Here is a 13,383-nt window from a genome sequence, read left to right as displayed (position 1 = left end):
ATTTTATAAAAAACACCCAGAGATAATTTTATGCTCTGATACCCTGACTTTGCCTGAAAAGAATGAATTATTATAACGAGGATATTATGCACATTACCTACGACCTTCCGGTAACGATTGAAGATATTCAGGACGCCAGAAAACGCCTGGCGGGTAAAATCTATAAAACCGGCATGCCGCGTTCGAATTATCTCAGCGAGCGCTGTAAGGGTGAAATATTCCTGAAGTTTGAAAATATGCAGCGTACCGGCTCGTTTAAAATTCGCGGTGCGTTTAATAAATTAAGCTCGCTGACCGATGCTGAAAAGCGTAAGGGCGTCGTCGCCTGCTCGGCGGGAAACCACGCGCAGGGTGTGTCGCTCTCGTGTGCAATGCTCGGCATTGACGGCAAAGTGGTGATGCCGATGGGCGCGCCAAAGTCTAAAGTAGCCGCGACGCGTGACTACTCGGCGGAAGTGGTGCTGCACGGCGAGAACTTCAACGACACCATCGCGAAAGTGAGTGAAATCGTCGAGATGGAAGGGCGCATTTTTATCCCGCCGTATGACGATCCGAAAGTGATCGCCGGACAGGGCACCATTGGCCTGGAAATTCTCGAAGATTTGTATGATGTGGATAACGTGATTGTTCCCATCGGCGGTGGCGGATTAATTGCCGGGATTGCAACGGCCATTAAATCCATTAACCCGACCATTAATATTATTGGCGTACAGTCTGAAAATGTTCATGGGATGGCGGCATCATACCAGGCTGGAGAAATCATCAACCATCGCGTCACCGGTACATTAGCTGACGGTTGCGACGTATCTCGTCCGGGTAAATTAACCTTCGAAATCGTCCGCGAACTGGTTGATGACATTGTGCTGGTGAGCGAAGACGATATTCGCAACAGCATGATTGCGCTTATTCAGCGAAATAAAGTGGTGACGGAAGGTGCTGGCGCGCTGGCCTGCGCGGCATTATTAAGCGGCAAACTTGACCACTATATTCAGGGCCGAAAAACCGTCTGCATTATTTCCGGCGGCAATATCGATCTCTCCCGTGTTTCCCAAATTACCGGCTTCGTTGACGCATAAAGGTGACCTATGAGCAACACAGAAAGCATTATCGTTGGCCAGACAAAAACGTCCTCCTGGCGTAAGTCTGATACCACCTGGACGCTGGGCCTGTTCGGAACCGCCATTGGCGCAGGCGTGCTGTTCTTCCCTATTCGCGCAGGCTTTGGCGGGTTGATCCCCATCCTGCTGATGCTGGTCCTCGCGTTCCCGATTGCATTTTACTGTCATCGCGCGCTGGCGCGTCTGTGCCTGTCCGGGAGTAATGTCTCCGGCAACATTACCGAAACGGTGGAAGAGCACTTCGGCAAGACCGGCGGGGTGGTCATCACCTTCCTCTACTTCTTTGCCATTTGCCCACTGCTGTGGATTTACGGCGTGACCATTACCAACACCTTTATGACGTTCTGGGAAAACCAGCTCCAGCTGCCTGCGCTGAACCGTGGTGTAGTGGCGCTGTTCCTGCTGCTGCTGATGGCCTTTGTGATCTGGTTTGGTAAAGATCTGATGGTGAAGGTGATGAGCTTCCTGGTGTTCCCGTTCATCGCCAGCCTGGTGCTGATTTCCCTGTCGCTGATCCCATACTGGAACTCGGCGGTGATCGACCAGGTCAACCTGAGCGATATTTCCTTTACCGGTCATGACGGCATTCTGGTCACGGTGTGGCTGGGGATCTCCATCATGGTCTTCTCCTTCAACTTCTCGCCCATCGTCTCCTCATTTGTGGTCTCCAAGCGTGAAGAGTACGAGCCCGAGTTCGGTAAAGCGTTTACCGAGCAGAAATGTTCCAAAATCATCGGTCGCGCCAGCATGCTGATGGTCGCCGTAGTGATGTTCTTCGCCTTTAGCTGCCTGTTTACGCTCTCTCCGCAGAACATGGCGGATGCCAAAGCGCAGAACATTCCGGTGCTCTCTTATCTGGCGAACCACTTTGCCTCCATGTCGGGAACCAAATCGACGTTTGCCACGGTGCTGGAATACGGTGCGTCCATCATCGCGCTGGTCGCTATCTTTAAATCCTTCTTTGGGCACTATCTGGGCACGCTGGAAGGGCTGAACGGCCTGATCCTCAAGTTTGGTTATAAGGGGGATAAGAAGAAGGTTTCCGTTGGCAAGCTGAACACCATCAGCATGGTCTTCATCATGGGCTCCACCTGGATTGTGGCCTATACCAACCCGAACATTCTCGACCTTATCGAAGCCATGGGCGCACCGATCATCGCCTCTCTGCTGTGCCTGCTGCCGATGTACGCCATCCGCAAAGCGCCAGCCATGGCGAAATATAAGGGCAAACCCGAGAACATCTTCGTCACGGTTGTGGGCCTGCTGACCATTCTGAATATTGTTTACAAACTGTTCTAACCCATAGCTCAGGAAGAGCGGAGTCATATGATGATTGAGTTTCCGGTAGTACTGGTTATTAACTGCGGTTCGTCCTCTGTTAAGTTTTCGGTGCTCGACGCCAGCAGCTGTGAGGCCCTGATGACGGGCATTGCGGACGGTATCAACACCGAAAAGGCCTTTATTTCCGTGAACGGGGGTGAGCCAGTCAAACTGGCTCACCAGGACTACGAAGGGGCGCTGGCAGCCATCGCCCTGGAGCTGGAGAAGCGCAACCTGATGAGCAGCGTGTCCTTAATTGGCCACCGTATTGCGCACGGCGGCGACCTCTTCAGCGAGTCGACCCTGATTACGAAAGAGGTGATTGAGCAGATCCGTCAGGTTTCCCCGCTGGCACCGCTGCATAACTACGCCAACTTAAGCGGCGTGGAAGCCGCAGAGCGGTTGTTCCCGGGCGTGCAGCAGGTGGCGGTATTCGATACCAGCTTCCATCAGACGCTGCCGCCTCAGGCGTATCTGTACGGCTTGCCGTACCGCTATTTTGAAGCGCTGGGCGTACGGCGTTACGGTTTTCACGGCACTTCCCATCGTTACGTGGCCGGACAGGCGCATACGCTTCTCGGGCTGTCCCCCGACGACAGCGGGCTGGTGATTGCTCATCTTGGTAACGGGGCCTCCATCTGCGCGGTGCGCAACGGTGAGAGCGTCGATACCTCCATGGGCATGACGCCGCTGGAAGGGCTGGTGATGGGCACGCGCTGTGGCGACGTGGATTTTGGCGCGATGGCGTGGATTGCCCAGCAAACCGGCCAGTCATTTGATGAGCTGGAGCGCGTGGTTAACAAAGAGTCCGGGTTGCTGGGGATATCCGGCATCTCCTCCGATTTACGCGCGCTGGAGAAAGCCTGGCACGAAGGCAATCAACGGGCGCAGCTGGCGATCCACACCTTTGTCCACCGGATTGCTCGGCATATCGCCGGCCACGCGGCATCGCTGCATCGTCTGGATGGCGTGATCTTTACCGGTGGTATTGGCGAAAACTCGAAACTGATCCGCGCGCTGGTGGCGGAGCATCTGAAGGTCTTCGGCATCCTCCTCGACGAGGCTAAAAATGCCCTGCCGGGCAGCGCGGGCGAGCGCGTCATCAGCACCGATTCCTCCCGCGTAGTCTGCGCGGTTGTCCCTACCAATGAAGAAAAAATGATCGCGCTGGACGCCCTCCGTCTTGGGAAGGTCACTCCGGCTGCGGCTTACGCCTGATATAGCGAGAAACACATGAACGTAACAATCGATACAGGCGTCGCGCCCTACAGCGACGCATGGGCTGGCTTTCGCGGTGAAGAATGGAAAAACGCCGTCAACGTGCGCGATTTTATTCAGCATAACTACACCCCTTATGAAGGTGACGAAGCTTTCCTCGCGCAGGCGACGCCAGCAACGACGGCGCTGTGGCAGAAGGTGATGGTCGGCATTCGTCAGGAGAATGCCACCCACGCCCCGGTAGATTTTGATACTAACATTGCCACCACCATTACCGCTCACGGGCCGGGTTATATCGATCAGGATCTGGAGACGATCGTCGGGCTGCAAACCGATAAACCGCTCAAGCGTGCCCTGCATCCGTATGGCGGGATCAACATGATCCGCAGCTCGTTTGAAGCCTATGGCCGCGAGATGGATCCGCAGTTTGAATACCTGTTTACCGACCTGCGTAAAACCCATAACCAGGGCGTGTTTGACGTCTACTCGCCGGAGATGATGCGCTGCCGTAAATCCGGCGTGCTGACCGGTCTGCCGGACGGTTACGGACGCGGGCGCATCATCGGTGACTACCGACGCGTGGCGCTGTACGGCATCACCTATCTGGTGCGCGAGCGTGAGCTGCAGTTTGCGGATCTCCAGCCGAAGCTGGAACGCGGTGACGATCTCGAAGCGACGATCCGCCTGCGTGAAGAGCTGGCGGAGCACAAGCGTGCTTTGCTCCAGATCCAGCAGATGGCGGCGAACTACGGCTTTGATATCTCGCGTCCGGCGATGAACGCGCAGGAAGCGGTGCAGTGGGTCTACTTTGCCTACCTGGCGGCGGTGAAATCCCAGAACGGCGGCGCGATGTCGCTGGGGCGCACAGCGTCGTTCCTCGATATCTACATTGAGCGCGACATGCAGGCCGGACGGCTAAATGAGGTGCAGGCGCAGGAGCTGATCGACCACTTCATCATGAAGATCCGCATGGTCCGCTTCCTGCGCACGCCGGAGTTCGACACGCTCTTCTCGGGCGATCCGATCTGGGCGACGGAAGTGATTGGCGGAACGGGGCTGGACGGCCGCACGCTGGTCACCAAAAACAGCTTCCGCTATTTGCACACCCTGCACACCATGGGGCCTGCGCCGGAGCCCAATCTGACGATCCTCTGGTCTGAACAGCTGCCGATTGCGTTTAAGAAATATGCCGCGCAGGTGTCGATTGTCACCTCCTCACTGCAGTACGAGAACGACGATCTGATGCGAGTCGACTTCAACAGCGACGACTACGCCATTGCCTGCTGCGTCAGCCCGATGGTGATCGGCAAGCAGATGCAGTTCTTTGGCGCCCGCGCCAACCTCGCGAAAACGCTGCTGTACGCCATCAACGGCGGAGTGGATGAGAAGCTGAAGATTCAGGTCGGCCCGAAAACCGCGCCATTGCTGGATGAGGTGCTGGATTACGACACCGTGATGGCCAGCCTCGATCACTTTATGGACTGGCTGGCGGTGCAGTACATCAGCGCGCTGAATCTCATTCACTACATGCACGATAAGTACAGCTACGAAGCCTCACTGATGGCGCTGCATGACCGTGACGTCTATCGCACCATGGCCTGCGGCATCGCCGGGCTGTCGGTCGCGGCGGACTCTCTTTCCGCGATTAAATACGCCACGGTGAAACCGGTGCGCGACCACACCGGTCTGGCGGTTGATTTCGTCATCGAAGGTGACTATCCGCAGTACGGCAACAACGACGACCGCGTGGACAGCATCGCCTGCGACCTGGTTGAGCGTTTTATGAAGAAAATTCAGGCGCTGCCAACCTATCGCAATGCGGTGCCGACCCAGTCTATTCTGACTATTACCTCCAACGTGGTTTACGGCCAGAAGACCGGGAATACGCCGGATGGTCGCCGCGGCGGCACGCCATTTGCTCCTGGCGCGAACCCGATGCATGGCCGTGACAGAAAAGGGGCGGTGGCCTCGCTGACGTCGGTGGCCAAGCTGCCGTTCACCTATGCGAAGGACGGGATCTCCTACACCTTCTCTATCGTGCCGCAGGCGCTGGGCAAAGATGAGCTGGTGCGCAAAACCAACCTGGTGGGGCTGCTGGACGGGTACTTCCACCATGAAGCGGCCATTGAGGGCGGGCAGCACCTGAACGTCAACGTAATGAACCGGGAAATGCTGCTGGACGCCATTGCGCATCCGGAAAATTACCCGAATTTGACCATTCGTGTTTCAGGCTATGCCGTGCGCTTTAATGCCCTGACGCGCGAGCAGCAGCAGGATGTGATGTCGAGGACGTTTACTCAATCTATCTAAAAGTGTGTTCACATGCCCCCTCAACGCAGGGGGCACTTTTTTGCCCGCTAAACATACAAAATTGTTTATATAATTACTCACACATATTCATCCGCTCTTGAAAAACAATGTTCCTGCTTTTCCCAATAACAAAATGTAAGGACAGTAAGATGATGAAAATGACCCGTATTGCTTTGATTGCAGCGTCGTTGGCGGTGTGCAGTTTTACCGCGCAGGCCGCGAACGTTGAGGCAGCCCCGTCTCCATCGCAGGATCCGCTGGTACAGCACCTGAAGCTCAGCAATGAGCAGATTAATAAGATTAAAGAGTTGCATCAGCAACTGGAGCAAAACGTCAGCAAGATCCCAATGACGGGCGTGAAGGACGGCGCGCTGATCGACATGTTCCAGGCGGGTAAATGGGACGAAAGCACGGTGAAAAGCCAGCTATCTGCCTTCAGTAAGATTGAGCAGCAGGCGCGCTACTACCGAGTGAAATATTACTTTGACGTCAGCCAGGTGCTGACGCCGGAGCAGCGTAAGCAGGTCAAAACCGATATGGCTAACGCGCTGGCTGAGTGATTTCCTACCCGCGCACGGCGCGGGTTTTTATTTCTTGATCGTCGTCACTTTTAGAAAAGTTATGCATTTAAAGAATTAAAAAAGGAAATTTTTCCTCCAGTCTTTGAAAATCCCCATAAAACTTGTGACTTTTTTCTCCCTCGCTCCGGATATGATCTTCCCACACCAATAACACACACCTGCATTCTCTGACTCGCAATCGCTGGCGATCGGAATCTAATAAAAACAACTGTTTACCCTACAAAATAAGCGAGTACCCAATGGATACGGCAACAAACAGCAGTGTGATTGTGAATGATTCCCCTGCGGCAAGGCGGGCGGGAATGAGTGAAAGCGAGTGGCGAGAAGCGATTAAATTCGACAGCACCGACACGGGGTGGGTCATCATGAGTATCGGGATGGCTATTGGCGCGGGGATTGTTTTTCTCCCTGTGCAGGTTGGATTAATGGGATTGTGGGTCTTTTTGCTCTCGTCGATTATTGGTTATCCGGCCATGTATCTGTTCCAGCGTTTGTTTATTAATACGCTGGCGGAGTCTCCGGAATGCAAAGACTATCCAAGCGTAATTAGCGGTTACTTAGGTAAAAACTGGGGCATCCTATTAGGTGCGCTCTATTTCGTGATGCTGGTGATCTGGATGTTTGTTTATTCCACTGCCATCACCAACGACAGCGCATCGTATTTGCATACTTTCGGTGTGACCGACGGGTTGTTGTCTGACAGTCCGTTCTACGGTTTATTCCTGATCTGCATTCTGGTCGCCATTTCTTCACGCGGTGAAAAGCTGCTGTTTAAGGTCTCCAGCCTGATGGTGCTGACCAAACTATTCGTGGTTGCCGCGCTGGGGCTGTCGATGATTGGCCTCTGGCATTTAGCCAATGTGGGCATGCTGCCACCGGTGGGTCTGCTGATTAAAAACGCCATTATTACGTTGCCCTTTACCTTAACCTCCATTCTGTTTATTCAGACTTTAAGCCCGATGGTTATCTCGTACCGCTCACGGGAAAAGTCCGTTGAAGTGGCGCGACACAAAGCATTGCGGGCAATGAATATCGCTTTTGGCGTACTGTTTGTGACGGTCTTCTTTTACGCTGTCTCTTTCACCCTGGCAATGGGACACGACGAAGCGGTCAAAGCCTACGAACAGAATATCTCTGCCCTGGCGATCGCGGCGCAATTTATCAGCGGCGACGGTGCGGGCTGGGTCAAAATCGTCAGCGTAATTCTCAATATCTTTGCCGTGATGACGGCATTCTTCGGCGTCTATCTGGGCTTTCGTGAGGCCACGCAGGGGATCGTGATGAACGTCCTGCGCCGCAAAATGCCAACAGAGAAAATCAATGAAAGCACCGTCCAGCGCGGCATCATGTTATTCGCCATTCTGCTGGCCTGGAGCGCGATTGTCTTAAACGCGCCGGTATTGAGCTTCACCTCCATTTGTAGCCCTATCTTCGGCATGGTGGGCTGCCTGATCCCTGCATGGCTGGTCTATAAAGTGCCAGCACTGCATAAATATAAAGGCGTGTCGCTGGTGATTATTGTTATCACCGGGCTGCTGCTTTGTGTTTCTCCTTTCCTCGCATTCTCCTGAGGGTAATTAAGGTCGTAACGATGTCTGAGCAAACTCATCCTTTATGGAATCAATTTATTCGCGTGGTGCAGGAAGAAGTTAAACCTGCACTGGGGTGCACCGAACCCGTTTCTCTGGCGCTGGCTTGTGCAATTGCCGCAGAGCACCTGTCAGGCGACGTAACACAGATTGAGGCGTGGGTATCGCCGAACCTGATGAAGAACGGGCTGGGCGTAACGGTGCCGGGTACCGGAATGGTCGGGTTGCCGATTGCGGCGGCGCTGGGCGCCATCGGTGGTAATGCGCAGGCGGGGCTGGAGGTACTGAAAGATGCCAGCGCGGATGCGCTGGTACGGGCTAAAGCGCTGCTGAATGCCGGTCAGGTGCAGGTGAAACTTCAGGAACCGTGCGAAGAGATTCTCTATTCACGGGCCTGTGTATACGCCGGTGATGCCTCGGCGATGGTGACTATCGCGGGCGGGCATACCCGTGTTGTGGAGGTGGTGTGTCAGGGCGAAACGCGCTTCAGGCTGGACGATCAACAGGCAGAGGCAGGGAGTGACCCCCTGGCGGTGCTGTCAACCACGACGCTTTCGCAGATCCTGGAGTTTGTCGAGCAGGTCCCGTTCGATGCGATCCGGTTTATCCTTGATGCCGGGCGTTTGAACGATGCGCTCTCACGCGAAGGGCTCAGCGGGCAATGGGGATTGCACATTGGTGCGACGCTCGATAAACAGCGCACCCGCGGATGGATGGCACAGGATCTGGGTTCAGATATTGTTATCCGCACCAGCGCGGCCTCGGATGCCCGCATGGGCGGTGCGACACTGCCAGCGATGAGTAATTCCGGGTCAGGAAACCAGGGGATCACCGCGACTATGCCGGTTGTTGTTGTGGCTGAACACGTTCAGGCTGACGACGAGCGGCTGGCGCGGGCGCTGATGCTTTCACATCTGTCGGCCATTTATATCCACTACCAGCTTCCGCGATTGTCCGCATTGTGTGCAGCAACGACGGCGGCAATGGGCGCAGCGGCAGGTATGGCGTGGCTGATGGACGGAAGCTACAAGACGGTTGCGATGGCAATCGGCAGTATGATCGGGGATGTCAGTGGGATGATCTGTGATGGCGCCTCCAATAGCTGCGCGATGAAAGTCTCCACCAGCGTCAACAGTGCCTGGAAAGCAGTCATGATGGCGCTGGACGATTCTGCCGTAACGGGCAATGAGGGGATTGTGGCGCACGATGTGGAACAGTCTATTTCCAATCTGTGCGCACTAGCGTGCCGCTCGATGCAGGCAACGGATCGGCAGATTATCGAGATTATGGCGAGTAAGGTGTAAAGAATACCCCTCTCCCGTTTGGGAGAGGGATAAGGTTAATTACACCGGCAAATCAATCAGTAGCGCCCGCAATGCCGTATCGGCCTCCAGGGTAATATTCGCTTCATCACGAATAAACGCCCCGTCACCACAGGTGAGCGCCTCTTTCTCTTCCGTATGCGTTACGGCATGCACCGTACCGTGGATGGACTGTAAATACGCACGCGGTCCATGAAGCTGGAAGCTCGCCTGCTCACCTTTCTTCAGTTCGATATGATGCAGCCATACCTGCTGACGCAGCTGCAGGCTGCCTTTGCTGCCATCAGGCGACGCAATCAGCTGCTGCTTATCGCCCGTTAAATCTACCTTTTGTACCGGCGGATTTTCCCGCTCAGGGCAGGCGTCCAGCCACAACTGCATACGGGTCAGCGTTTTATCTTTGCTGAGGTTATGCTCGCTGTAACTGATGCCCGGCTGCGTGGAAATTAACAACGCTTCGCCAGCCTTTGCCTGGACATGATTGCCCTCGCTATCGCGGTATTCTGCCTCGCCTTCCAGGATCAGGTTCAGGATATCGACTTTCGGGTACGTACGCGGCTGGAAGGACGCGCCAGGGGCGAGCACTTCCTGGTTCAACACGCGTAATGAAGCGTAACCGAGGAGTTTAGGGTCAAAGTAGTGTCCAAAAGAAAAGGTGTAGCGGGCCTGCAGCCAGCCGAAATCGGCTTGTCCGCACTGTTTAGCTGTTCTTGTCGTAATCATAAACTTGACCTCTCTTTACACTAAAACAATGGTAAAGGTATGGACGCTGCATTGTTAGCCAGATATTCTGCCCGGTATGTTCAAATTTCCTGAATGAGAACGAGATGGCTAAAGAGAGAGCATTGACGCTTGAGGCGCTTCGCGTCATGGACGCGATTGACCGGCGCGGCAGTTTTGCGGCAGCCGCTGATGAACTGGGGCGCGTTCCGTCGGCGCTGAGTTACACCATGCAGAAGCTGGAAGAGGAGCTGGACGTGGTGCTGTTTGACCGCTCCGGTCATCGAACAAAATTCACCAACGTGGGCCGAATGCTGCTGGAGCGCGGTCGCGTGTTGCTGGAAGCGGCGGATAAGTTAACGACCGATGCCGAAGCGCTGGCGCGCGGTTGGGAAACCCATCTGACGTTAGTGACCGAAGCGCTGGTGCCTACTGAAGCGCTGTTCCCGCTGGTTGACCGTCTGGCTGATAAAGCGAACACGCAGCTGTCGATCATTACCGAAGTGCTGGCAGGCGCGTGGGAGCGCCTGGAGACGGGCAGGGCGGATATCGTTATTGCGCCGGATATGCACTTCCGCTCGTCGTCGGAAATCAACTCGCGCAAGCTCTACAGCGTGATGAACGTTTACGTTGCCGCACCCAATCACCCGATTCACCAGGAGCCAGAGCCGCTCTCTGAGGTGACGCGCGTGAAGTATCGCGGCGTGGCGGTCGCTGATACCGCGCGTGAACGTCCGGTGCTGACGGTGCAGTTGCTGGATAAACAGCCTCGTCTGACGGTCACTTCACTGGAAGACAAACGACAGGCGCTGCTGGCCGGGCTTGGCGTGGCAACCATGCCGTATCCGTTTGTGGAAAAAGATATTGCGGAAGGGCGTCTGCGCGTTGTGAGCCCGGAGTACACCAGCGAAGTGGACATTATTATGGCCTGGCGTCGCGACAGCATGGGCGAAGCCAAATCGTGGTGCCTGCGCGAAATACCCAAACTCTTTGCGCACCACAACAAATAAGCGTGTAGGCCCGGTAAGCGTAAGCGCCACCGGGCAATAATTTACGCAGCGATCTTAGGATCCGGACCAAAGCGGTTTTCGCCCGGCGTACCGGACTGGCAGTTGAAGATCAAAATCACAATCCATCCCACGATCGGGATCAGCAGCAGCAACAGCCACCACGCCGAACGATCGGTATCGTGGAGGCGTCGAAACTGCACGGCCCAGGAAGGCAACAGAATAAATAAGCCGTAAATTGAGGTGAGAACGCCTTCCCCGCTCGCCCACTCCCAGCCCAGAATTTTATCCACGATGCTTAGCACCAGCGCGAAGATGAAGTTCACCAGAATGAACATCCAGTACTCTTTGCGGCGGGCGCGGCCACCAAATCCAATATAGTTGCGCAGTACGTTTAAATACCAGTCCATTTTTCCTTGCCTCAATAATCGGTCAATCACTTGTTTTTTAAGCGATCGAGATAAGGATAGATGGAGATTGTGAATTAAAAAAGGGCATCTGGTGATGCCCTTGATATTTATCCAAAACGCACGTCGCGACCGTGCGGCTCATCCAGATCCTGCCACGGGCCGATGGAGATAATGCCCGTCGGATTAATGGTCTTGTGGCTGCGGAAATAGTGGGTGCGGATATGGTCGAAGTCGACCGTTTCGGCAATGCCCGGCATCTGGTAGATGTCGCGCAGGAAACCATACAGGTTCAGATAGTCACTGATACGATGCTTGTCGCACTTAAAGTGAGTGACATAGACCGGATCAAAGCGCACCAGCGTGGTCCACAGACGAATATCGGCTTCCGTCAGGCGGTCGCCTGTCAGATAGCGATGCTGGCCGAGGATCTGCTCCAGACGCTCCAGGGATTCAAACACTTTCCCGACCGCGTCGTCATAGGCTTCCTGGCTGGTCGCAAACCCGGCTTTATAGACACCGTTGTTGACGTTGTCGTAGATCCAGCTGTTCAGCTCGTCAATTTTATCGCGCAGCTCAACCGGGTAGTAGTCCCCGGCGCGGGCGCCGTGTGCATCAAACGCGGTATTAAACATGCGGATGATTTCCGCAGATTCGTTGCTGACAATCGTCTGGTTTTTCTTGTCCCACAGTACCGGGACAGTAACGCGTCCGGTGTAGTGCGGATCGGCGCGCAAATAAAGCTGGTAGAGGAAATCGTGGTGGTAAAGATCGTCGCCGGTCGCGGCGGGGAAATCACTGTCAAACGTCCAGCCGTTTTCCAGCATCAGCGGGTTGACCACCGAAACCGGAATGAGGGATTCAAGGCCTTTAAGTTTGCGCACAATCAGCGTGCGGTGTGCCCACGGGCAGGCCAGAGAAACATAAAGATGATAACGATCTTTCTCGGCCGCGAAGCCGCCTTCACCGCTCGGGCCAGGTGCGCCATCGGCGGTCAGCCAGTTACGGAAGGCCGAAACAGAGCGCTTAAAGCGTCCTCCGGTGGATTTTGTGTCATACCAGACATCCTGCCAGACGCCGTCTACGAGTTGTCCCATTTTTTCTCCTCCGTCAGATAGCAAAAGCGAGGAGATGTCTCCTCGCTTTGTGTTTATTCAGTATAGCGTGCTTACCACTTCTTATTCAGAAGGCGGTCGATGCTGTATGCGCCCGGGCCAGTGACTGCCAGCAGCAGGAAGCCACCCGCGATGGTCAGGTTTTTCATGAACATCAGAGAGTTCACGCCTTCCGCAAAGTTGCTGTGGAAGATGAACGCTGTCAGCACGGTGAAGCCCGCGGTAAACAGCGCGGTGGTACGGGTCAGGAAACCGAACAGAACCGCCAGGCCGCCGCCGAACTCAAGCAGAATGGTCAGAGGCAGCAGGAACCCCGGCACGCCCATGGCTTCCATGTACTGCTGGGTACCCGCATAACCGGTGATTTTTCCCCAACCCGCTACGATAAACAGGATTGGCATCAGAATACGCGCTACCAGTACACCAACATCTTCTAATTTTTTCATTTTACTCTCCAGGAAACCACATCAGCGGCTGAACTTTATTTGTGTGCAATTCCGGGTAGATACCGCGGATTTGCTGTCGATGGAGAGGATAATAAACGGGGCGGGTGACAATTGTTAGCAAGGAAAACTGTCAATCTTCTTCAAAGATATTGAGTAAAAAGAAGTGCGCGCTGGTGCCCTCACCCCAACCCTCTCCCACGGGGAGAGGGCGCAAAAACAAAAAACGGTAA

Annotated in this window: 12 protein-coding genes; 8 read left to right on the top strand and 4 right to left on the bottom strand. The window is 54.8% G+C overall.

Annotated elements, in window-relative coordinates:
* Positions 1-86 precede the first annotated feature (86 nt).
* The 7 genes from tdcB (at position 87) to ACOTYN_RS07670 (ending at position 9,440) form a co-directional block, all read left to right on the top strand.
* Positions 87-1,076 carry a bifunctional threonine ammonia-lyase/L-serine ammonia-lyase TdcB gene (gene tdcB, locus ACOTYN_RS07700; protein ID WP_023331369.1) on the top strand — a complete coding sequence of 330 codons (990 nt, stop codon included), beginning with the start codon at positions 87-89 and terminating at the stop codon, positions 1,074-1,076.
* A 9-nt stretch (positions 1,077-1,085) separates the two neighbouring features.
* Entirely contained in the window at positions 1,086-2,417 is a 1,332-nt protein-coding gene (gene tdcC, locus ACOTYN_RS07695; protein WP_332957697.1) for a threonine/serine transporter TdcC, read from the top strand.
* A 30-nt stretch (positions 2,418-2,447) separates the two neighbouring features.
* On the top strand, positions 2,448-3,656 hold the full coding sequence (tdcD, locus tag ACOTYN_RS07690) for a propionate kinase (protein ID WP_332957707.1): 1,209 nt from the start codon (positions 2,448-2,450) through the stop codon (positions 3,654-3,656).
* Between the two features lie 15 nt (positions 3,657-3,671).
* On the top strand, positions 3,672-5,966 hold the full coding sequence (pflB, locus tag ACOTYN_RS07685; protein WP_071922876.1) for a formate C-acetyltransferase: 2,295 nt from the start codon (positions 3,672-3,674) through the stop codon (positions 5,964-5,966).
* Between the two features lie 149 nt (positions 5,967-6,115).
* Entirely contained in the window at positions 6,116-6,526 is a 411-nt protein-coding gene (locus ACOTYN_RS07680) for a Spy/CpxP family protein refolding chaperone (RefSeq protein WP_023338812.1), read from the top strand.
* A gap of 260 nt (positions 6,527-6,786) precedes the next feature.
* Positions 6,787-8,118 carry an amino acid permease gene (locus tag ACOTYN_RS07675; protein ID WP_047027423.1) on the top strand — a complete coding sequence of 444 codons (1,332 nt, stop codon included), beginning with the start codon at positions 6,787-6,789 and terminating at the stop codon, positions 8,116-8,118.
* Positions 8,119-8,138: 20 nt separating this feature from the next.
* Positions 8,139-9,440: a serine dehydratase subunit alpha family protein gene (locus ACOTYN_RS07670; RefSeq protein ID WP_014885336.1), complete on the top strand. Its 1,302-nt coding sequence runs from the start codon at positions 8,139-8,141 to the stop codon at positions 9,438-9,440.
* A gap of 39 nt (positions 9,441-9,479) precedes the next feature.
* Here ACOTYN_RS07670 and ACOTYN_RS07665 read toward each other — a convergent pair whose 3' ends face one another.
* Complete coding sequence (locus ACOTYN_RS07665; protein ID WP_332957700.1) at positions 9,480-10,181, bottom strand: pirin family protein; 702 nt, start codon at positions 10,179-10,181, stop codon at positions 9,480-9,482.
* A 104-nt stretch (positions 10,182-10,285) separates the two neighbouring features.
* Here ACOTYN_RS07665 and ACOTYN_RS07660 point away from each other — a divergent pair, with 104 nt between their 5' ends.
* Complete coding sequence (locus ACOTYN_RS07660; protein ID WP_014885334.1) at positions 10,286-11,188, top strand: LysR family transcriptional regulator; 903 nt, start codon at positions 10,286-10,288, stop codon at positions 11,186-11,188.
* Between the two features lie 41 nt (positions 11,189-11,229).
* Here the strand turns inward: ACOTYN_RS07660 and ACOTYN_RS07655 are convergent, their stop codons facing one another.
* From ACOTYN_RS07655 to ACOTYN_RS07645, 3 genes are all read right to left on the bottom strand, one after another.
* Entirely contained in the window at positions 11,230-11,595 is a 366-nt protein-coding gene (locus ACOTYN_RS07655; protein ID WP_014885333.1) for a DUF805 domain-containing protein, read from the bottom strand.
* Positions 11,596-11,702: 107 nt separating this feature from the next.
* Complete coding sequence (locus ACOTYN_RS07650) at positions 11,703-12,689, bottom strand: glutathione S-transferase family protein (protein WP_014885332.1); 987 nt, start codon at positions 12,687-12,689, stop codon at positions 11,703-11,705.
* A gap of 71 nt (positions 12,690-12,760) precedes the next feature.
* Positions 12,761-13,153, bottom strand: coding sequence for a DoxX family protein (locus tag ACOTYN_RS07645; protein WP_014885331.1), 393 nt, complete (start codon positions 13,151-13,153; stop codon positions 12,761-12,763).
* Positions 13,154-13,383: the final 230 nt, after the last annotated feature.

The organism is Enterobacter cloacae complex sp. IR5458 (assembly GCF_049238025.1).
In the GTDB taxonomy this organism is placed as follows: Bacteria; Pseudomonadota; Gammaproteobacteria; order Enterobacterales; family Enterobacteriaceae; genus Enterobacter; species Enterobacter kobei.
The sequence above is the reverse complement of the archived record's forward strand: the minus strand, read 5'-3'. Positions and strand labels throughout refer to the sequence as shown.

Bases quoted from the DNA above. Each gene is read 5' to 3' on its own strand.
- tdcB (WP_023331369.1), top strand. From the start codon at position 87: ATGCACATTACCTACGACCTTCCGGTAACGATTGAAGATATTCAGGAC.
- tdcC (WP_332957697.1), top strand. From the start codon at position 1,086: ATGAGCAACACAGAAAGCATTATCGTTGGCCAGACAAAAACGTCCTCC.
- tdcD (WP_332957707.1), top strand. From the start codon at position 2,448: ATGATTGAGTTTCCGGTAGTACTGGTTATTAACTGCGGTTCGTCCTCT.
- pflB (WP_071922876.1), top strand. From the start codon at position 3,672: ATGAACGTAACAATCGATACAGGCGTCGCGCCCTACAGCGACGCATGG.
- ACOTYN_RS07680 (WP_023338812.1), top strand. From the start codon at position 6,116: ATGATGAAAATGACCCGTATTGCTTTGATTGCAGCGTCGTTGGCGGTG.
- ACOTYN_RS07675 (WP_047027423.1), top strand. From the start codon at position 6,787: ATGGATACGGCAACAAACAGCAGTGTGATTGTGAATGATTCCCCTGCG.
- ACOTYN_RS07670 (WP_014885336.1), top strand. From the start codon at position 8,139: ATGTCTGAGCAAACTCATCCTTTATGGAATCAATTTATTCGCGTGGTG.
- ACOTYN_RS07665 (WP_332957700.1), bottom strand. From the start codon at position 10,181: ATGATTACGACAAGAACAGCTAAACAGTGCGGACAAGCCGATTTCGGC.
- ACOTYN_RS07660 (WP_014885334.1), top strand. From the start codon at position 10,286: ATGGCTAAAGAGAGAGCATTGACGCTTGAGGCGCTTCGCGTCATGGAC.
- ACOTYN_RS07655 (WP_014885333.1), bottom strand. From the start codon at position 11,595: ATGGACTGGTATTTAAACGTACTGCGCAACTATATTGGATTTGGTGGC.
- ACOTYN_RS07650 (WP_014885332.1), bottom strand. From the start codon at position 12,689: ATGGGACAACTCGTAGACGGCGTCTGGCAGGATGTCTGGTATGACACA.
- ACOTYN_RS07645 (WP_014885331.1), bottom strand. From the start codon at position 13,153: ATGAAAAAATTAGAAGATGTTGGTGTACTGGTAGCGCGTATTCTGATG.